The organism is Aeromonas sp. 601039, assembly GCF_049174415.1.
Classification (GTDB): domain Bacteria; phylum Pseudomonadota; class Gammaproteobacteria; order Enterobacterales; family Aeromonadaceae; genus Aeromonas; species Aeromonas veronii_A.
The window spans coordinates 1-20,112 of record NZ_JAAKTL010000003.1; the positions used below are offsets into that span (position 1 = coordinate 1).

General features: G+C 57.8%; 14 protein-coding genes. 11 read left to right on the top strand and 3 right to left on the bottom strand.

What is annotated here, in order from left to right; genetic code table 11:
• The first annotated feature begins 239 nt into the window (after positions 1-239).
• The 3 genes from G5195_RS03525 to pbpC all read left to right on the top strand — a co-directional run bounded on the left by G5195_RS03525 (position 240) and on the right by pbpC (position 8,346).
• Entirely contained in the window at positions 240-899 is a 660-nt protein-coding gene (locus G5195_RS03525; RefSeq protein ID WP_421235859.1) for a DedA family protein, read from the top strand.
• A 165-nt stretch (positions 900-1,064) separates the two neighbouring features.
• Positions 1,065-5,948, top strand: coding sequence for an alpha-2-macroglobulin family protein (locus tag G5195_RS03530; protein WP_421235860.1), 4,884 nt, complete (start codon positions 1,065-1,067; stop codon positions 5,946-5,948).
• Position 5,949: 1 nt separating this feature from the next.
• Entirely contained in the window at positions 5,950-8,346 is a 2,397-nt protein-coding gene (gene pbpC / locus G5195_RS03535) for a penicillin-binding protein 1C (protein WP_421235900.1), read from the top strand.
• A 426-nt stretch (positions 8,347-8,772) separates the two neighbouring features.
• On the opposite strand, the gene G5195_RS03540 is transcribed toward pbpC, so the two are convergent.
• Positions 8,773-9,738: a hypothetical protein gene (locus G5195_RS03540; RefSeq protein ID WP_421223434.1), complete on the bottom strand. Its 966-nt coding sequence runs from the start codon at positions 9,736-9,738 to the stop codon at positions 8,773-8,775.
• Positions 9,739-9,915: 177 nt separating this feature from the next.
• Here G5195_RS03540 and thiI point away from each other — a divergent pair, with 177 nt between their 5' ends.
• Positions 9,916-11,364: a tRNA uracil 4-sulfurtransferase ThiI gene (gene thiI / locus G5195_RS03545; RefSeq protein ID WP_421223436.1), complete on the top strand. Its 1,449-nt coding sequence runs from the start codon at positions 9,916-9,918 to the stop codon at positions 11,362-11,364.
• Positions 11,365-11,436: 72 nt separating this feature from the next.
• Here thiI and G5195_RS03550 read toward each other — a convergent pair whose 3' ends face one another.
• Both G5195_RS03550 and G5195_RS03555 read right to left on the bottom strand, forming a co-directional pair.
• Entirely contained in the window at positions 11,437-11,829 is a 393-nt protein-coding gene (locus tag G5195_RS03550; RefSeq protein ID WP_042053183.1) for a hypothetical protein, read from the bottom strand.
• Between the two features lie 99 nt (positions 11,830-11,928).
• Complete coding sequence (locus G5195_RS03555) at positions 11,929-12,561, bottom strand: trimeric intracellular cation channel family protein (protein WP_129503709.1); 633 nt, start codon at positions 12,559-12,561, stop codon at positions 11,929-11,931.
• Between the two features lie 382 nt (positions 12,562-12,943).
• On the opposite strand from G5195_RS03555, the gene flaA reads away from it, so the two are divergent.
• The 7 genes from flaA to G5195_RS03590 all read left to right on the top strand — a co-directional run bounded on the left by flaA (position 12,944) and on the right by G5195_RS03590 (position 20,104).
• The gene (gene flaA, locus G5195_RS03560; RefSeq protein WP_129503710.1) at positions 12,944-13,855 is read left to right on the top strand and encodes a flagellin A; all 912 of its coding nucleotides are present in this window, start codon (positions 12,944-12,946) and stop codon (positions 13,853-13,855) included.
• 580 nt (positions 13,856-14,435) lie between these two features.
• On the top strand, positions 14,436-15,341 hold the full coding sequence (gene flaB / locus G5195_RS03565) for a flagellin B (protein ID WP_129503711.1): 906 nt from the start codon (positions 14,436-14,438) through the stop codon (positions 15,339-15,341).
• A 33-nt stretch (positions 15,342-15,374) separates the two neighbouring features.
• Positions 15,375-15,815 carry a flagellar protein FlaG gene (locus G5195_RS03570; protein ID WP_421223438.1) on the top strand — a complete coding sequence of 147 codons (441 nt, stop codon included), beginning with the start codon at positions 15,375-15,377 and terminating at the stop codon, positions 15,813-15,815.
• Between the two features lie 26 nt (positions 15,816-15,841).
• Positions 15,842-17,260 carry a flagellar filament capping protein FliD gene (gene fliD / locus G5195_RS03575; protein WP_216954022.1) on the top strand — a complete coding sequence of 473 codons (1,419 nt, stop codon included), beginning with the start codon at positions 15,842-15,844 and terminating at the stop codon, positions 17,258-17,260.
• Between the two features lie 25 nt (positions 17,261-17,285).
• On the top strand, positions 17,286-17,708 hold the full coding sequence (fliS, locus tag G5195_RS03580) for a flagellar export chaperone FliS (RefSeq protein WP_005346697.1): 423 nt from the start codon (positions 17,286-17,288) through the stop codon (positions 17,706-17,708).
• A complete protein-coding gene (locus G5195_RS03585; RefSeq protein ID WP_129503714.1) occupies positions 17,705-18,013 on the top strand; it encodes a hypothetical protein in 309 nt (102 codons plus the stop codon). Before fliS ends, G5195_RS03585 begins: the two co-directional genes overlap by 4 nt.
• A 6-nt stretch (positions 18,014-18,019) precedes the next feature.
• Positions 18,020-20,104 carry a 6-hydroxymethylpterin diphosphokinase MptE-like protein gene (locus G5195_RS03590; RefSeq protein ID WP_216954020.1) on the top strand — a complete coding sequence of 695 codons (2,085 nt, stop codon included), beginning with the start codon at positions 18,020-18,022 and terminating at the stop codon, positions 20,102-20,104.
• The last annotated feature ends 8 nt before the right edge of the window (positions 20,105-20,112 follow it).

A 20,112-nucleotide genomic window follows, 5' to 3' on the forward strand; every position in this document is an offset into this window, starting at 1 on the left:
CACCACAATAATGGGATACCGCCAGCAAAAGCCGAAGATCGGCCTAACCAAGTGTCCGGATTTAGTTGACCACTACAGGGCTTTTTGTTTCTGCTTTTCGCCCTCCTTGCATTCCCTAATTACAGCAATATTTTGACACACTTTATTTCCTGTGCCGGACAAAATTAACGTTTTGTTCAGGGGATGGGTGCTATAACCCCTGCCTCGTTCATGATGAACCGTGTAGTAGGGAGAGTGACATGCTGGATATGCTGATGGCCATTTGGCATCAGGATTTTGACGCCCTGGTTCAGATGCAGGCGGTCCCCCTGTTGATCAGTTGCCTGATGCTGGTACTGCTGCTGGAGTCCGCATTCGTCTTCCTGCCCCTGCCGGGGGACAGCCTGGTACTGCTGGCCGGTGGGTTGGTGGGCATGGGGGTGTTTGGCCCCGAAGTGACTCTTGTCTATCTGCCGTTGGCTGCGGGCATAGGTTCCGTGCTCGCCTACTGGCAGGGACGGGCACTGCAGCGCACCCGCTTTATGGATCATATCGAGCGGATATTGCCTCCCGACAGCCTGCCCAAGGCGACCCGGCTGCTGAAAAAGTACGGTTTTCTGGCGATGTTCTCCTCCCGTTTTATCCCGTTTGTGCGGGTGCTGACCCCCATGCTGATGGGGATTGGCCGCCTGAGCGTGATGCGGATGTGCGTGGCCAGCTTTGCCAGTGCCTTTATGTGGGCGCTCTGCCTCAGTTTGGTGGGCAAGCTGGCGATGAATACCCCCTTCTTCCTCCATCACAGCGAACTGTTGACCCGAGCCCTGCTGATTACCTCGCTGGTGCTGTTTCTGGCGGCCGTCATGGCCATCCTGTTTCGCTGGTTCAAAGGCGGAGCAAAAAACGAGACCAGCCACGACTAGATGACAACCCTTGCCGCACTGGATCAGTGGGCAAGGGGGGTCTTGTGCAGCAGGGGCACGGAATTGTGCCCATTCGGGTAATGAGCTTTGTGTCGGGTGAGCAGGATGCCTTATCCTGTTTCCAGCCACGCTGCGTTTGCAGCGCTCCAACTCGGGATGGAACCTATGCGCCTCTTCGACTCTCTCTCTGCTTCTCACCGCTCTACCGCTGGAACCGGCGCTTTGCGCCGCCGCTGGTCAACCCTGCTGCTTTGCGGGGTGGTCGGTTTGCTGTCTGGCTGCGGCCCTGACAAGCCCGCCAGCCAAGTACCGACCACTGAATCCACTGCGCAGCAGGAGGCCGGGGCGCCAACTTCTGTAGTGCAGGCCAATGCCCGCCAATATCGCGATGCGCCGGCACTGGCGCTGGTCTTCTCCGGCCCCCTGGCGCCCAAGGCGAACTGGCAGAGCTGGCTCGGGGTCAGTGAGGGGGGCAAGCAGGTGCAGGGGGAGTGGATCCTGGCCGACGATGGCCGCACCCTCTATTTCCCGAACGTTCAGCCCGATAAAAGCTATGAAGTGAGCCTCAAGGCGGGGCTGGGCCCATCCCCCCAGAGCTGGACCCTCAAAACCCGGCCGCTGGAGGCGGGAGCCTCCTTTACCGCCAGTGGCATGGTATTGCCGCTGCGTCAGGAACTTCGCCTGCCCATCAGCGCGGTCAATGTGGATGAGGTCAATATCGATTTCTTTCGGGTCGATGCGGAATATCTGCCCCGTTTTCTGGCGGAATATCGCCCTGGTGCCGGCATGGGCAACTGGGAGCTTGAACAGATCACCAAGCGGGCCAAGCGGGTGTTCAGCGGCCGCTACGCGCTGGAGCTCGATGCCAACCGGCGCGAGACCCGCCTCATCAATGTGAAGGAGCCGCAACTGGCGGAGTCCGGCGTCTACTTTGCGGTGATGTCGCCCCTTGGCAACTACGACTGGCGCAAGGAGACCACCTACTTTGCGGTGAGCGACATGGGGCTCAGTGCCCGCCGTTACCGCGATCAGCTGGAGGTGTTCGTGAGCTCCCTGGCCAGCGCCGACCCCCTCAAGGATGTGCAGCTCTCCCTGCTCGACGAGAAGGGCAACCGGCTGCAGGTGCAACAGACCGACCCCCAAGGTCATCGCCGCTTCGATCAGGTGCAGGGGGCTCGCCTGCTGCTGGCCGAACAGGGCAACCATCTGGCGGTGCTGCGCCTCGATGGCGCGGCCCTCGATCTCTCCACCTTCGATCTCGGCACCCAGCCCTGGCAGGCCCAGCAGTTGTATCTCTTTAGCGGGCGCGACCTTTATCGCCCCGGCGAGCGGCTCGACAGCGAGATCCTGCTCAAGGGGCAGGATGGCCAGCTGCTGCCCGGCATGGCGGTGGAGCTGGAGGTGAAGCAGCCGGACGGTCAATTGCTCGAACAGAAACGGCTGCTACCTGATAGCCTTGGCGCCGCCCACTACGGCCTGCGTCTGCCGGACGATGCGCCGCTCGGGCGCTGGACCATCAACCTCAAGACCGCCGCCGGCAGCCGCTTCGAGTGGCCTTTCCTGGTGGAGGAGTTTTTGCCGGAACGGCTCAAGCTGCAGCTTGGCAAGGGGCCGGATGGGGAAGTGACGGATTTGGACGCCGCTCTCACCCTGCAGCTGCAAGGGGACTATCTCTACGGCGCGCCAGCGAGCGCCACCAAGGCGAAGGCGGAGGTAAAGATCAGCCGCGCCACCATGCCCTTTACCCAGTGGCAGGAGTTCACGCTGGGTGACGTGTTGCTCGCCGAGCAGGCCAAGGATCTCGAGGCGCGCAGTCTCACCCTCGATGCGCAGGGGCAGGGGACTTTTTCGCTTGCTGATGAGCTAGATGGGGGGCGCGCCCTCGGGCCGCTGGAGGTGGCCTATCGGGTCTCCCTTTCCGAGCCCGGTGGCCGCGCCGTCAATCGCAGCCGCACCCAGTATGGCTGGCCTGCGGGCAGCCAGTGGCCGGCGCTCAAGGCCGACTTCGTGGCCGATCGTGTGGAAGGGGGCAAGCCGCTCCCCTTCCAGATCCTCAACCTCGATGAGCAAGGCCAGCCGGTGGCGGGGGCGGTGAAGGTGCGTCTTATCAACGAGTACCGCGACTACTACTGGCACTACGCCGATGGCGAGGGGTGGAAGTACGAGTTCAACAGCCAGCCCTATCTGGAACAGGAGCAGACCCTGCAGCTGGATGGCAAGGGGCCGACCCCGCTCACGCTGCAACTGGCGGCGGGCTGGTATCGATTGGAAGTGGAGAACAGTCAGGGCCATCAATCCAGCCTGCGGGTGGAAATAGGCAGTTACGCCTGGGGTGGCGGTGGCGAGCAGGCGCGGCCTGACAAGATTGCCATCACCCTCGACAAACGCGCCTATCAGGCGGGTGACAAGGCCAAAGTGACGCTGGTGGCGCCGCGCCCCGGTAAGGGGTTGCTGCTGGTGGAAGATGGCGACGGCCTGCGCTGGTGGCTGCGCATCGAGCTCAAGGGGGCCGGTGGCGATGCCAAGGATGCCCGCGGCGAGTTCGAGATCCCGGTCAGCCCCGAGTGGCAGCGCCACGATCTGCACATTTCGGCCCAGATCGCCGCGCTAGACAGTGCCTCCAAACCGGTCAGCAGCCAGCAGGGACAGAGCCTGCGCTCGGTCGGGCTGGTGCCGCTCACCCTGGATCGGGAAGAGCGCCGTCTTCCGCTCACCCTGAGCGCGCCGGATAAAGCGGTGCCCCTTACCCGGCTGGAAGTGACCGCCACCTCCACCCCCAACAGTCAGGGACGGGTGGTGCTGGCTGCGGTGGATCGGGGCGTGCTCAATATCAGCGACTACCAGCCGCTCGACCCGTTCGAGATCTTCTTTGGTCGCAAGCGCTTCGCCCAAGATTTGTTCGACAACTACGGCCAGGTGATCCCGCCGCAGGATGGCAAGCTGGCCCGCCTCAATTATGGGGGTGACCGGGCGCCGCTGAAAAAGGGTGGCGCGCTGGAGAGCCGGGTCGAGATCGCCGGACTGTGGAGCGGCGAGGTGAGTTTTGATGAGAGCGGCAAGGCGGTGATCCCGCTCGATCTGCCCAACTTCAACGGCGAGTTGGCACTGATGGCGCTGGCCTGGAACGAACAGCAAGTCGGCGAGGCCGAGCGCGCCGTCAAGGTAGTAGCGCCCTTGGTGGCCGAAATTGGCTGGCCACGCTTTGGCGCCAGAGGGGATGAGACCCGAGCGCTGGTGCAACTGCGCAACATGAGCGGCGAGGATCAGACCCTCTCCCTTGCCTGGACCCTCAATGGCGGGCTGAAAGCAAACGGTGAGCTGCCCGGCACCCTTTCCCTTAAAAATGGCGAGGAGCAGTGGCTGACCCTGCCGCTCACCGTGACCGGGGCGAGCGGCGTGGCGAGCCTGCAGTTGGCGGCCAGCGGCAAGGATTTTGCGATAAGTCGCGACTGGACTTTGCCGCTGCGCTCCCCCTGGCCGGCCGAGACTCGCCAGCGCTACCAGATGCTGGCCCCCGGCCAGCAGATGAGCTTTGCGCAAAGTGAGCTGGCCGGGCTGGATCGCGCCAATCTGCAGGGGTTGCTCAGCCTCTCCGGCACTCCCCCCTGGGATCCGGCAGCCCAGTGGCAGGCGCTGGCTGACTACCCCTACGCCTGTCTGGAGCAGACCCTGTCCCGAGCCTGGCCTTACTTGCTGACCACGGCGGATGAGCGGGCCGCCTGGCGCAAACCCGCAGAGGGCAAGAAAGCGGCGAGCGAGGCGGATGTACAACGCGCCCTGCTGCAACGGTTGCAGCGGTTGCAACTGCCCAGCGGCGGCTTTGGCCTGTGGGATGGTCGCTCCGACGAGGAGCAGTGGCTCACCGCCTATGCCGCTGACTATCTGCTGGCGCGCAAGGAGGCAGGCGATGCAGTGCCGGAGGCGATGCTCAATCAGGCGCTGAACCGGCTGCAAAACTATCTCACCGACAGTCAGTATGGTGAGCGCTGGAGCAGTGCCCCCGAGCACAGCCGGTTGGCCTATCAGGCTTACAGTGCCTATGTGTTGGCCCGGGTGGGCAAGGCGCCGCTCGCTACCCTGCGCCTTATCTGGGAACAGCAGGCCGATCACGCCCGCTCAGGTTTGCCGCTTTTGCACCTCTCGCTGGCCCTCTCGGCCATGGGGGATGAGCAGAACGCCGCCAAGGCCCTCAGCCGGGCATTGGCGACCGAGCGCGGTGATGACTATCTGGGGGATTACGGCTCGCCGCTGCGCGATCAGGCCCTTGAGCTCTCCTTGCTGCGCCAGCACAAGCTGGCTGCGGAGCGCTGGCCTGATCTCAGCGCCAAGGTAGCCGATACCCTGGCTCACCGTCAGTGGCTCAGCACCCAGGAGCGGCTCGCCCTGCTGCGACTCGCCCGCTTCGATCCGGCCGCCGACTGGCAGGCCAGGGTGACTTCCTCTCTTGGCAGTGGATCCCTGAGCGGTTCGGCTCCGTTGCAGCAGGGCGCCCCCGAGGCGCTGGCGGCGAGCACCGTCACCAACGAGGGCAAGGGCTCGCTCTATGTGCAGCGCACTCTGGTCGGTTACCCCGAGCAGGCACCGGCACGGATCAGCAAGGGGATGAGCGTGACCCGTAGCTGGTTCAATAGCGACGGTCAGCCGTTTGATCCCGCCAAGGTGAAGGTGGGCGATCTGGTGGTGGTGCGGCTCAACGTCAGCAGTGAGTCGGCGGTGCCCGATGCCCTGCTGGTAGAAATGGTGCCCGCCGGCTTCGAGCTGGAGAACCCAGCCCTTGGCAACAGCATCAAGCTGGAAGAGCTCTCCATTGAGGGGAAACCGGCGTGGCAGAGCGAGTGGAACGACTATCTCAAGCATCAGGAGTTTCGCGATGACCGCTACACGGCGGCGCTGGATCTGAGCGAGGGGAGCAACCAGCAACTGGTCTACCTGATGCGGGCGGTGACGCCGGGTCGCTATCAGGTGCCGCCGACCCAGATGGAGGATATGTACCGCCCCGAGCTGCGGACTGTGGGTGAGGATATCCATGAGGTGATCATCTCTGAGTAACATTCCCTCCCTTGAGCGGGTTCGCCCGCTCACTTTCTGGCAGCGTGGCTGGCTGAAATTAGGTCGCACTGGCCACGCTGGCTGGCGCTGGCTTGGTCGCCTGCCACGCTGGCTGCGTTGCTCGGTGCTGGGCGTTGTAGCACTGCTCCTGTCATTGCTGGCACTGGATCGACTCTTCCCGCCGCCACCGCTCGACCCTGCCTACGCACGGGTGGTGCTCGACATGAAGGGGCGACCGCTGCGCGCCTTTGCCGATACCAGCGGCGTGTGGCGCTACCCCGTGACCCTGGAGCAGGTCTCCCCCCGCTATATCGAGGCGCTGCTGGGCTACGAGGATCGCTACTTCTGGCGTCATCCGGGGGTCAATCCGGTGGCCATGGTGCGCGGGGTCTGGCAGTGGCTGCGCTATGGGCGGGCTGTATCGGGCGGCTCGACCCTTACCATGCAGGTGGCGCGTCTTATCGAGCCCTACCACCGGAGCGTGCCCGGCAAGCTGCGCCAGATGGTGCGTGCGCTGCAACTGGAGTGGCACTATGACAAGCGCACCCTGCTCACCGTCTACCTCAATCGGGCGCCGTTTGGCGGCAACCTGGAGGGGGTGCAGGCGGCAAGTTTTGCCTATCTCGGCAAGAGCGCCGCCAAGCTGACCTATGCCGAGGCGGCGCTGTTGGCGGTGCTGCCGCAGGCTCCCAGCCGCAACCGGCCAGACCGTCATCCCGAGCGGGCCCGCGCCGCCCGTGACAAGGTAATGCAGCGGCTGGTGGCTCAGGGTGTCTGGCCCGAACAGGTGTGGTTGGAGGGACGTATCGAGCCGGTGCTGGCCCGCGGTCACTTCACGCCGATGGAGGCGCCGCTCTTTGCCCGCCTCGCCGCCGACCATCAGGCCGGTGCGCTGGTGCACACCACCATCGATGGCGAGCTGCAGCGCTGGCTGGAGGGACGGGTGGCGAGCTATATCCGTCGTTTCCCCGAGCAGACCTCAGCGGCGTTGCTCTTGGTAGACAACAAAACCATGGCGGTGCGCGCCTATGTGGGCAGCGCCGAGTATGGCAATTTGCGCCGCCACGGTTACCTTGACATGGTGCAGGCGATCCGCTCTCCCGGCTCCACCCTCAAGCCCTTTATCTACGGTCTGGCCATGGATGAAGGGTTGGTGCACTCGGCCTCCCTGCTCTCCGATGCGCCAAGGCTGGGCTCTGATTATCGCCCCGCCAACTTTTCTGGCGCCTTTCAGGGGCCGGTGACGCTAGCCCAAGCGCTGCAGCAATCCCTCAACGTGCCGGCGGTGCAGGTGCTGGAGGCGCTCGGGCCCGACAAGCTGGTCAGCCGCCTCGACAACGCCGGGGTGCGGCTGGCCCTTTCCGACAAGCCAAATCCGGCCATCGCGCTGGGGGCGGCAGGCATTCGACTCGAGCAGTTGGTGGCGCTCTACAGCGCACTGACCCGGCAGGGGCAGGTGGCGATGCCGGTCTGGCTGGCGGGGCAGCAGGCGGTGTCACGCCCCTTGCTGAGCCCGGGAGCGGCCTGGATCATCTGGCAGATATTGAGTGCCCAGGGGCGCGCGGATCAGCCCTTTGCCAGTGAGGCGACCGGCCGGGTCAACAGGCTGGCCTGGAAGACCGGCACCAGCTACGGCTATCGCGACAGCTGGGCGATGGGAGTCTCCGGTCGCTGGACCATCGGCGTCTGGCTTGGGCGCCCCGACGGCACCCCCATGCCCGGTTTTTACGGCCAGAGCGCAGCGGTGCCGCTGCTGCTCTCGGTCTACTCGCGATTGGCTGACAACAGCCCCTTGCCGGCACAACCCAACACGGTGAGTGAGGCCGAGATCTGCTGGCCGCTGGGGCGCAAGGCGAGCGCGACCCTGCCTGAGGCCTGTTTGCAGCGCCAGAGCGCCTGGTTGCTGGAAGGGCGCGATCCTCCCACCTTGCCGGATCCCATGGATTGGCCCTCGCCGCTGCGCCAGGTTGCACTCACTGCCGAAGGCAAGCCGACGCTGATCCGTTGCCACGATGCGGCACAATCCGGTTTTCGGGCGCTCTGGCCATTGTCGCTGGAGCCGTGGCGAACGCCCGGCGAGCGACGTCAGGCGCTGCTTGCAGGTGGTTGTGCAGGGGAGGGGCAGAGTGCCGAGCAGCAGGCCCCCATCCGCATCGTGACGCTGGGGGAGGGCAACCTTATCCGCAGCCTGCGCTACCGGTTGCAGCCCAAGGTGCTGGGCGGTGTCGGCAAGCCGGCCTGGTTTCTCAATGGTCAGCGGCTGCGCTGGGACGGGGATCAGGTGCTGAGCGTGGCGGGGCGCTACCAGTTGGTGGTGGTGGATGAAGCGGGCAACAGCGATCGTATCGAGTTTCGCGTGGTGCATCCTGACGGTGATGCCGGCACCATCACCCGTTGAGCGTTTTGCCGACAGCCATTGAGGTGAATGTAATTAACCATTTGAAATGCATCAATATTTGATTGGGTGAATTAATTTGTGAATAATTACGAATTCATTCAAATCCAATCGGGAGTTCTCTTTTGCTGCGTGTTCTGTGTCCCTTGCTGGTGCTGATGAGTTCGGGTTGTGCCACAACCAATCATGGTGATCACCATGTTTCTCCTGAACGTACCGGGTTCTATTCACCTTTCGAACCTGCTTCCGCGGGTTTTGCGCGTTGCTATCAGAAACAGTTTGCCTGTACCCCTGCCAATATCCGCCGTGACAGGGCGATGGAGGCGCGCAGGCAGGCGCAAGAGCGGGCCAATCACCGGGGTGATGATTGGTAGGCCGCAGATAACGAGAGGGGTTGGCAGATGCCAACCCCTTTTTCATTCCGCCAATTCAGCCCGGTTGGCGCAGATGGCCGAGCCGGGTGAAGAAGTGCTGGCTCTTGCGTTGGTGAAAGTGGCTCTTCTTGATGGGATGGAAGATGAGGTTGCTTTCGGGATGGCTCGCTTTTAACTGGTGGAGCATGGCTACGGCGGGCAGGCTGGTGCTGACCAGGGTGGTGAGTGGCATGCTGAGGGTCTCGGGCCCCAGCAGTTGATTGAGCCCTTGCTGAGCCTGCTCAAAGCGGGTCAGGGCCGCCGGGTCGGCATAGCCGCTACCCAGCATGGCGAGCAGGTTGTCGATGGCCAGATGAAATTCGGCCAGCTGTTGGCGAAAGCCGCTGCGCCCGCGCAGGGCAATCAGCTCTGCAAACGAAATGTCGGCCAGGTGAGTGGGCACTTGCAAAGGGATCTCGAGGTGGAAGCAATCCTGACCACCGCGATTGTGGTAGCGGGATTCGAGCAGGTGGAGCAGGCGGTCGAGATAGTCGTGATCGGTAATAAGCGCCCCGTCATTGGCGAGTGCCCACTCACGGGCGAGACGCATGGAGAGCAGATTGGCAAAGCGCCGCGCCATTCTGATCCCCCCCTCATCCCGGGTCGCAAAGCCGTGAGTCAGGCAAAAGCCGTGCAGTCGCTCCAGTCCCGCCTGATCCGGGCAAAAGCAGTCGTGGTTGGCCTCCTGACGCCAGCGACCAATCAGCTCCTTGTTGCCAAATACCTTGTGGCGGACGAAATCGGGGGCCACCAGGCCGCTTATCTGGCTCTCCAATTGCGGGGTAATGGCGGCAAAAAAGGCTGCATCGGGCCGCTCGGCCAGCAGATCGGTCTGCTGTTGAAGGGTATCGAGCAGGGCGGTGAGACCGCTCTTTTCGCTGACGGTGAAGACAAAGGCAAGCCGCTCCAGATAGAGCAGGGCAAATTTGAGCCAGAGCTCGTCGCGTACCTCCATGCCGGGGTAGTAGATATAGGTCTTCATCGGATCAGTCTGTTGTCAAAAATCTGGCGAGGCGCAGGGTCGGGAATATACGCAAGATTGCGGTCGCGCGGCAAACACTGCGTGGGGTAATGTGAGCAAACGCTCATCCAGTAGGCGCTGGCCACAAAGTTCTGATATAATTCGCGCCCTTAAATCAAGGTCACCCGAGTCATTACCATGAAGTTCATTATCAAGCTGTTCCCGGAAATCACCATCAAGAGCAAGTCGGTTCGCCAGCGCTTTATCAAGATCCTGCAGGGCAATATCCGCAATGTCCTGCGCCGCTTCGACGACGATGCCCGCGTACGGATGGATTGGGACAAGCTGATCGTGAGCTCCCGCAATGACCAGTTCCGCGAGCAGGCAATCGAAGCCCTGGCCTGCATTCCCGGCATTCAGGCCTTCCTCGAGGTACAAGCCAGCAAGTTTACCGATCTGCACGACATCTTCGAGCAGGTGAAAGCCGTGTGGGGCGACCAGCTCAAGGGCAAAACCTTCTGCGTGCGCGCCAAGCGCCACGGCAAGCACGAGTTTTCCTCTCTCGAGATTGAGCGTTACGTGGGCGGTGGTTTGAACCAGCAATGCGAAAGCAACGGCGTGCGCCTCAAGAACCCGGATGTGAAGATCAACCTCGAGATCGACGGCGAAGAGCTCTTCATCGTCAGCGCCATCCATCAGGGCCTGAGCGGCATGCCCATCGCGACTCAGGAAGATGTGCTGAGCCTCATCTCCGGCGGTTTTGACTCCGGCGTGGCGTCGTTCCAGTTCATCAAGCGCGGCTGCCGGGTGCACTACTGCTTCTTCAATCTGGGCGGTGCTGCCCACGAAATCGGCGTCAAGCAGGTGGCCTACCACCTGTGGAACCGTTTCGGCTCCTCCCACCGGGTACGTTTCACCGCTGTGGACTTCGAGCCGGTGGTTGCCGAGATCCTCGATAAGATCGACAACGGTCAAATGGGCGTGGTGCTCAAGCGGATGATGATGCGTGCGGCTGCCAAAGTGGCTGACGAGTTCCAGATCCCGGCGCTGGTGACCGGCGAGTGTGTGGGCCAGGTTTCCAGCCAGACCCTCACCAACCTGAACGTGATCGACCGGGTCACCGACAAGGTGATCCTGCGCCCGCTTATCACCTGGGACAAGCCGGACATCATCAGTGAAGCCCGCCGCATCGGCACTCTGGAGTTTGCCGAGACCATGCCGGAGTATTGTGGCGTCATCTCCAAAAAGCCGACCGTGAAGGCCGAGCTCTCCCGCATTGAAGAGGAAGAGGCCAATTTTGACTTCTCCATTCTGGACAAGGTGGTCTCCGAGGCCCGTTACCTCGATATCCGTCGTATCGGTGAAGAGACTGCCGCTGAAGTGCAAGAGGTGGAAACCACCCAGGTGCTGGGCGCTGACGAGGTGATCCTGGATATCCGCTCTGCCGATGAACACGATGAGAAGCCGCTGGTGGTGGAAGGTCGTGAAGTACTGCATATCCCCTTCTTCAAGCTGGCCACCGCCTTTGGCGATCTGCCCAAGGAGAAGACCTATCTGCTCTACTGCGATCGCGGCGTGATGAGCAAGTTGCAGGCGCTCTATCTGAAAGAGAAGGGCTTTGATAACGTCAAAGTTTACCGTCCGTAATTTGGCACTCAATCTCCCATAAAAAATCCGGCCAATGTGCCGGATTTTTGTTTTATAGCTCGGAGCTTGGATTTATGGACAGGGAACGGGAGTGAAGGAGTGCTCCCCCAGGCAACGCCAACCCATTTCCGCTCCCCTCATTTGCCAAAGGTTATCGCTGCGATAGAGAGTCAGGATATAGAGCATGTCGTTCTTGCTGCCATCGAGGGCAACCGAGAGTACCAGATCATTATCCAGTTGCTGTGCATGGATGCGACTGGGGATGTCGCTATGACCGACAAAACGAAGTGCTACCTCACGGTAGTCATTGACCCATTTCTGATGTAGCTCGTTCGCCTGACGTATCTGCTGGTTGAACTGCTGCACTGGCGCCGATGCCAGTCGTCCAAAAACGGCTTGTGCTTCGGCATGTGCTGCTGTCACGTTCGCAAGGAGGAGAGTGGTAAGCATACCGATTTTGTGCATGAGAATATCCGGCTAACAACGACTGCTTCTATGACAACAGAAAAGCCCATTTGGTTCAACGCACAACCCACAGAGCCATATTCCACTGCGGGTGTGCTTTCAGTTGCGTTGCAGCGAGAAGGTTGGTAGCGACAGGTGCCAGTAGATAGCAGCTACCCGCAAACCGAACACGGCTGTCATACAGATGAGCATGGCGGTTACTCTGTCCATGTTCGCCTCCAGTGCCAGGGTGTAGAGGATTCCGCCCAAAATGCAGGCTGTTGCATAGATCTCTTTTTGCAACACCATAGGCACTTCCCTAGCCAGTACATCACGGATCATACCGCCTGCTACCCCGGTCATGGTCCCCATCAGCACGGCGATCAGTCCCGGGGTACCGAAGTTGAGGGCTTTTTGCGCCCCAATCACCGTAAAGAGGGCCAACCCGAAGGCATCCGCGACGGGCAGTACATACCAGGGCATTCTGCGGGGCAGTTTGACCATCCACATACCGATCAGCGCCGTTGCAATGACCACCCAGATATAGAGAGGATCGCGAACCCAGAACACCGGGGTTGCTCCCAGGATCATGTCGCGGATGGTACCACCGCCGATGGCGGTGACTGCCGCCAAAACCATGACGCCAAATCCGTCCATTCTGAGCCGGCCCGCCACCAGAACCCCTGAAAACGCGAATACCGCAGTACCAAACATATCGCTGATGTAAACAATCTGCTCAACCAGTGTCTGCATGGAAAACAACTCACGCCAAATTGTTGATGGGGCCGCGATTTTAGGGGCTGGAGAGCCCAATCGCCAACTGTGCTCGACAAAATTGAGAGTCGACACCGCTTTTTTCTCGCATCATGGACAAGGAGGGGCTCGAGTGTGCCTGTTTACCTCCTTGTTGGAGGAGGGGCGCGATGAGTTTCTGCCACGTTTTAGTGGGCGTTTTTTTCCTTAAGTTTATCCCCGACCTGTCGATATATAGGGTAAGCGGCGTTAACGTGATGAAGCGTTGAAAAAAATGCTAAAGACATCGAAAAACGGGCCGTTAAATAAGACGCATCGGGCACAGAAAATAATAAAGCCAGAGCAAATAGAAGAGTAAATTTAATAGCTTAGGAGAATAGTCATGGGCCTTTATATCAACACTAACGTTTCATCACTCAACGCTCAGCGTAACCTGATGAACACGACCAAATCACTGGATACATCCTACACTCGACTGGCATCCGGTCTGCGTATCAACAGCGCCAAAGACGATGCCGCCGGCCTGCAAATTGCCAACCGTTTGACCTCCCAGATCAACGGTCTGGATCAAGGTAATCGTAATGCCAATGACGGTATCTCTGTTGCCCAAACTGCCGAAGGGGCAATGGATGAAATTACTTCCATGCTGCAACGGATGCGTACGCTGGCTCAACAGTCAGCCAACGGCTCCAACAACACAGATGACCGTACCGCGCTGCAGCAAGAGTACACTCAGCTGATGACTGAGATCGACCGGGTAGCCAAAGATACCACCTTCGGTGGCCAGAACCTGCTCAATGGCGGCTATGTGGGCACCTTCCAGGTGGGGGCAGACGCAGGGCAGACCATCACCTTCCGGATGACGACCGCCTTTACTATCTCGGGCATGGCCTCTGCCACCAGTGGTAGTGCGACAGTGGCAACCACGACCTCGGGCGAGCCGTATAACATCACGAAGACAGCAGGAACGCCGGTCACATCTACCAGTATGTCGACCATTACAGCTGCAAGCTCGGCCCAGTCGGCTATGGCCAACCTGGATTACATGATAAAGGTGGTGGACAGCAAGCGTGCTGAACTGGGGGCGGTACAAAACCGGTTTGACTCGACCATTCGCAACCAGGCGAACGTCTCCGAAAACGTTAGTGCTGCACGCTCACGTATCCGTGATGCAGACTTCGCCACCGAGACTGCAAACCTGACCAAGCAGAATATCTTGCAACAGGCCGCATCAACCATACTGGCCCAGGCGAACCAGCGCCCCCAGTCAGCTCTTTCGCTGCTGCAAGGCTAACAAAAGAAAACAGGGCGGTTGTTCAGGCCGCCCTGGTCAAGAGATGGAACAAAGGGGTGTTCGGTTCGCACTCTGTTCTATCGGGAGAGATATAATTCTCTACTAGTAATGCCAAGTGTTGTCCAGCTGTTCAGTTCTGTCACGCTTGGTCATATTCTCCTGAGCATATGCTCATCTTTAGGCCGGTTTACCGGCCTCTTTTTATTGTGTCGTCAAATCGACGTCACTCTACCCAACCTAAGCACAAACCGTGCCACAAAAATAATCCTGTCACACCATCTTGCAACCCCTCTATTTACGTCTTGCACTATGTTTGCCATCTGGCTTTCCTTGCCATGTACCGGAGAAAAATTGCCGCGTTAGGCAACAATTTTCCTAAAGCTTGCCTCTGCACTGCCGTTAAACAAGGTGAAGCAATCGAGGGGTGTTCGGAATCCAACGTTTGCACTACTGCGGGTGACCTGTCCGTTCAAACAGACACCCGCCAGAAGACTCAGGCTCGTTCAACCTGTTCTTCTAACGGTGGGACGCCGCTTTGACGGCGCAACCCGCAGTCGCATGTTCTTCGGGAGAATATTTTATGGCCATGTATATCAACACGAATACTTCATCACTGAACGCCCAGCGTAACCTGATGAATACCAACAAGTCTCTGGATACCTCTTACACCAGACTGGCATCGGGACTTCGTATCAACACTGCCAAAGATGATGCTGCCGGTTTGCAGATCTCCAACCGTTTGACTTCCCAGATCAACGGTTTGGATCAAGGTAACCGCAACGCCAACGATGGTATCTCGGTTGCTCAAACGGCTGAAGGGGCCATGGATGAAGTGACCAGTATGCTGCAGCGTATGCGCACGCTGGCACAGCAATCTGCTAACGGTTCCAACAACACCGATGACCGTACTGCATTGCAGCAAGAGTTTGACCAACTGACTACAGAGATCAACCGTATCTCCAACGACACCACTTTCGGTGGCCAGAAGCTGCTGGATGGCAACTACAAGGGGTCGTTCCAGGTGGGGGCGGATGCTGGTCAGACTATTACCTTCAAGATGACTTCCGCCTTTACCATCAGTGGGATTGCGGCATCAACCAAGGGAAGCGCGACCGTTGCTACCAGTGCCTCTGGCGAGCCCTATACCGTGACCAAGGGAACATCTGCAGTAACCTCTACCAGCGTCAGCAGCATCAGCTCTGCCAGCGCCGCCCAGCTGGCCATGGCCAACCTTGATTTCATGATCAAGGCGGTAGACAGCAAGCGGGCAGAGCTGGGTGCGGTGCAGAACCGGTTTGACTCCACCATTCGCAACCAGTCCAACGTCTCTGAAAACCTGAGCGCAGCACGTTCTCGTATCCGTGACGCAGACTTTGCAACCGAGACCGCTAATCTGACCAAGCAGAACATTCTGCAACAGGCTGCTTCCAGCATCCTGGCTCAAGCCAACCAAAGACCGCAATCAGCCCTGTCCCTGCTGGGTTAACAGGCTGTGATGAGATAAAAAAGGAGCGACGATATGGCCAATGAAATTGGAATTCCGTCATCGGTCACTCCTTCTTCTCTTCAGTCAAGTAGCAAGAGCGGCCAGTCGGCCGCTCAAGTGCTATCTGGCACATCAGAAGAGCAGCGGGGGACGGCAAAGGACATGGAAAAGCAACAGGGGCTGCCTGAGCAGGAGAGGGCTGGCAAGCCGAAGATTTCAGACAAGGAAATTGAGAAAGGGGTACAAAACTTGCAAGAGTTCAGTCAGTTGCAAGGATGGACCGTCAATTTCAGTGTTGAAAAGGAACTGGAGCAGGTTGTTATCAAGGTAATGGATGCCGATACCAAATCAATGATCCGTCAGATACCAAGTGAAGAGTTGCTGGCTATCAGCAAACGAATCCAGGCTCTGCGCGAAGGTGATGTGATTGGCGGTGGCTCTCGAGTCGGGTTATTGCTTGATAAAGAGATTTAATAGTTACGTTTGCGAGGAGAGTGAGTATGGCCACAATTACGTCTGCTGGTGCGGGCTCTGGACTGGACTTGGAGTCTGTCATTGCTGCAAGTGTTGATGCCAAGAAGGCGCAGCTGTTGCAGCCAATTACCACCAAAAAGACCAATGCCCAGATCACTCTCTCAGGGGTAGGCCAGCTGAAGTCAGCGATCGCGACTTTTGTCACCACTCTGCAGGCTATGTCAAAGGATGACGCGTTTAACAAACGTGCGATAAACATCACCCAGGATAAAGATAATCCGGTTCTCAAGGTGGAGAGCAAGAGTGGCGCTTCCAACGGGCAATATGACATCAGTGTCGAAAAATTGGCGAAGACCAGCAAATTTGAAGGTAGTTTCGCCTCTTCTACCACGCCCATGATCACTCAAGATGGCACCCTGACATTCAAAGCAGGTGACAAGACCTTTGATGTGGATGTTAAAGCAGGGGATTCACTCCAGTCCATTCGCAAGCGGATCAACAATGATAGTGACAACTTTGGTCTTAGCGTCAATATCATGAATACCTCCGATGGCAAGGCGGCCCTTGTGATTGACTCCGGTGTCAGTGGAACAGGTAAAGATCTGCAGATAACCGGCAGTACACCTGAATTGACTGACAATTTCATCTCCAAGCTGACCCAGAAGCAACAAGCCCGTGATGCCGAGATAAGCGTGGATGGCAATAAATTGACCAGTGCGACCAACACCTTTGATGGCACCATTGTGGGTCTAAAGATTACGGTGTTGAAAGAGTCGGAGAGCACCACTACCACGAACCCGAGTGATGGTACCGTGACGACCACTTACAAGCCAAACAGAGTGGATGTGACGACAGACAAGGCTGGCATCAAAACCATGGTGCAGAGCTTCATCGATGGCTATAACGCTCTGGTGAAGAAGAGCACCGATCTGGGCAAACGCAGCTCTATCGTGGCCGGTGTCAGCCAGAATGATGGTGGAGCCCTGGCGGGGGATGCGACGACCAAGGCTGTGACCAACCTGATGAGTGGCACCGTCACCGAGCCTTCTAACAACTCTTCGACCTTCTCTACCATCTTTCAGTTGGGGGTCAAGATGGACAACAAGGGAGTGCTCTCACTTGATTCGACGAAATTCGATGAAGCGGTCGAGAAGAACTTCGACCAGGTAGTGGCTGTATTTGGTGGCAAGGACGGTGTTGCTGGCAAGTTGGCCAGCCAGCTTGAGACCTACTCCAAGACAGGGGGACTGCTTGCCAAGCGGGAAGAGACACTCAATTCTGATCTGCGTGATGTCAACCGCAAACAAGCAGATGTCGCGGCGCAGCTCACCAAGTATGAAGAGACGTTGAGGGCACGCTACGGCAGTCTGGATACCTTGCTGGCCAAGATGAACAAATCTGCCTCCTATCTCAACCTGCTCAATACCAACAACAAAACCAGTTAATTTGTAGTCAGGAGCTGAGTCTCGTATGTATCGAAAAACGATCAAGGCCTATACAACCCAGAGTTTGCAGTCTGAGCTGGCAGTGGCGGATCCCTATCGCGTGATCCAGTTATTGATGCAAGGGTGTCTCGAACGTCTCGCTCAGGCTCGCGGTGCAGTCGAGCGTCGCGATTTCGAGGGTAAGTCCCAATCTATCTCCAAGACGCTGGCCATTATCAATGGTCTGCAAGATTCACTTGATCTCTCTTATGGCAAGGTCCCCGAAGACCTGTTCGCACTTTATGACTATATGAAAGTGCGCATGATGGATGCCAGCCGTGACATGGATGTAGGCGCCATTGATGAAGTGATGAACCTGATGCTGACGGTCAAGAGCGGTTGGGATGCCATCCCTGTCGATGAGCGAGACAAGGCGCTGGCACAGCAAAAGGTAGGCAGACCGGCATGAATGAGGTCAATAGTACTTCTGTGTCTGCCTTGATGAGACAGGGCGAGCAGTTGCAGTCTCTACTGGTGCAAGGTGAGCTGGTTGCAGCAGAACAGCTGGCTGAACTTTATCTGCATGCTCTTGAAGAGGTATTCGGGTCACTGCCTTGGGGAGAGACTCTCAATGTGGAACAGCGGCAGGCACTGATGCAGTTCCAGCTTATTTATGATTGGGTGGGTCAGGAAAAGCAGCAGGCTGAAGCACAATTACGACAATTCTCCCAGGCCGGACGTGCATCCGGTCTTTACAAGCTGAATGCAGGTTAGTCTGACATGGATATCCATCACAAGATTCATGATGTAGAAAGTGAACTGGCACGCCTGGCTCTGCAAAAGCAGCAGGAGGCCGCCATGCTGGAAGTACTCCCCGTTCGTTATGAACTCAATATGGCTGCGTTTGCCAAATACATGCCCGCCATTCATGACTTTTTCAAGGAGTACCAGCCTGCCAGGCCTTTTCGTTTCTTCTGTAATGAAAACGGCGTTCCCAATATTCTGTGGCTCGATGAGGGTATCTCGCTTTATGGGGATGATCCATTTAGCGAGGTTCAGTCGCAGATTGCCGAGGTCATTGAACACAGTGTCTTGCAGTGCATCGATTTTGTGCCCCAGTGGTATATCGATGGCCAAATCCATATCAAATACAACAATGAAATCTCCAAATTAAAAGAGAACTCAGCTCTGGAAGGGTTGCGTCTAAAGGCAGCATTACATACCGATATTCCTCTGGCACTGATGTATGGCATTGGTTTGGGCTACCAGCTCGGTTGCTTGTATGAACAGTGCAAGATCAAGAATCTGTTTGCTTTCGAGCCTGATCTTGACATGTTTTACGCCTCGCTCTTCTGTTTTGATTGGCATCAGCTGCTCGCCTACATGGAGGAGGAGTCGATCAGTCTGCACCTCTTTATCGGTGTTGACGAGCGATTGCTGGTCGCTGACATGATGGAGGCGCTGCATCGCAAGGGGGCATTCTGGTCGGCAAGCTATTTCTCGTTCTGTCATTACCATTCCCCCAAGCTGCACGCCTTGATAACACAGGTGGAAAGGGAGTTCTATCTGCTCAAAACGGGGTGGGGGTTCTTTGATGACAACATCTATGCACTTGCCCATAGCCACACCCATCTGCAAGACGGCACCCCCTTTCTGAAACGGTGGCGCGATAGCCGTGCCTTCGAGCAGATCCCTGTCTTTGTGGTTGGCAATGGCCCCTCGCTGGATCAGAGCATCGAGTTCATCCGGCAGCATCAGCAGCAGGCAATCATTATCGCCTGCGGTACTGCGGTCAGTGCACTCTACAAAGTTGGCGTAAAACCGGATATCTACGTTGCAGTGGAGCGCACCAAGAGCTCAGCCGATTTTCTGAGCATTCTCAATGCCGATGACTTTATAAAGGACACCGTGTTTCTGAGCGTTGATGTCATTCACCCTGAATGCAAGCGCTTCTTTCGTAAAACAGGGTTGGCGTTCAAGCCCAACGAGCCGATGTTCTCCATGCTGATTAGCGCGTTTGGTCAGGCATTTGAGTACGATACCATTGAATTTTCCAACCCGTTCGTCGGCAATACCGGCCTCAATTATGCGGCCTTGCTTGGTTTCAAGCAGGTGTATTTGTTTGGTATCGACAATGGCTATAAAACAGCCGGACAGCATCACTCCAGCCTGAGTCTCTATTACAACGACAAGCAAGAGGCGAAATACGAGGAAAATTTAAAGGATACTTTCCCGGCTCCGGGTAACTTTGGCGACGAAGTGCGTATCAATCATCTGTTTGGGCTAGCCATTCACAATATGGCCAGTGTATTGCGTGATTATCCCGAGATGCAGTGCGTCAACAGTAGTGACGGCGCTTATATAGAAGGGGCAATCCCTCGTCGTGTTGAATCGTTGCAACCTGAATGGCCGGTACTCGACAAAATCCCGCTCATGGATGAAGTGATGGCCACTTGTTTCCAGTCCTTTGACATGAGCAGCGTTGATTTCGCTGCTGCATTGCAGGTGCCGCTGTTCGTTGAGCTGGTAGACAAGTTGCGCGATGACTGGCGCCAGGTAGCCTGTGAACACAATGCGGTATTGGCCATGATGCAACGCCATCACGACTATCTGCTTTATCTGTTGATGAGCCGCGAATCCCATCTCTATCGGGTCTTGATCGGTTCAATGAACTATTTCTACGCCAATATCATCAGCCTGATGATGTCGCAGGTGACAGCAGAACCCGAGGTACTGGCGGTCAAGATAAAAGAGGCGCAGGCAATCCTGGAGTTATTTTTCGAGGACAGCAAAGTGATGTATGCCGATGCGTTCGATGGCCATGATACCACCTATTTTACCGGCCTGGATGTGTTCAAGCGCTAGTCCTTGAA

Bases quoted from the DNA above. Each gene is read 5' to 3' on its own strand.
- G5195_RS03525 (WP_421235859.1), top strand. From the start codon at position 240: ATGCTGGATATGCTGATGGCCATTTGGCATCAGGATTTTGACGCCCTG.
- G5195_RS03530 (WP_421235860.1), top strand. From the start codon at position 1,065: ATGCGCCTCTTCGACTCTCTCTCTGCTTCTCACCGCTCTACCGCTGGA.
- G5195_RS03540 (WP_421223434.1), bottom strand. From the start codon at position 9,738: ATGAAGACCTATATCTACTACCCCGGCATGGAGGTACGCGACGAGCTC.
- thiI (WP_421223436.1), top strand. From the start codon at position 9,916: ATGAAGTTCATTATCAAGCTGTTCCCGGAAATCACCATCAAGAGCAAG.
- G5195_RS03550 (WP_042053183.1), bottom strand. From the start codon at position 11,829: ATGCACAAAATCGGTATGCTTACCACTCTCCTCCTTGCGAACGTGACA.
- G5195_RS03555 (WP_129503709.1), bottom strand. From the start codon at position 12,561: ATGCAGACACTGGTTGAGCAGATTGTTTACATCAGCGATATGTTTGGT.
- flaA (WP_129503710.1), top strand. From the start codon at position 12,944: ATGGGCCTTTATATCAACACTAACGTTTCATCACTCAACGCTCAGCGT.
- flaB (WP_129503711.1), top strand. From the start codon at position 14,436: ATGGCCATGTATATCAACACGAATACTTCATCACTGAACGCCCAGCGT.
- G5195_RS03570 (WP_421223438.1), top strand. From the start codon at position 15,375: ATGGCCAATGAAATTGGAATTCCGTCATCGGTCACTCCTTCTTCTCTT.
- fliD (WP_216954022.1), top strand. From the start codon at position 15,842: ATGGCCACAATTACGTCTGCTGGTGCGGGCTCTGGACTGGACTTGGAG.
- fliS (WP_005346697.1), top strand. From the start codon at position 17,286: ATGTATCGAAAAACGATCAAGGCCTATACAACCCAGAGTTTGCAGTCT.
- G5195_RS03585 (WP_129503714.1), top strand. From the start codon at position 17,705: ATGAATGAGGTCAATAGTACTTCTGTGTCTGCCTTGATGAGACAGGGC.
- G5195_RS03590 (WP_216954020.1), top strand. From the start codon at position 18,020: ATGGATATCCATCACAAGATTCATGATGTAGAAAGTGAACTGGCACGC.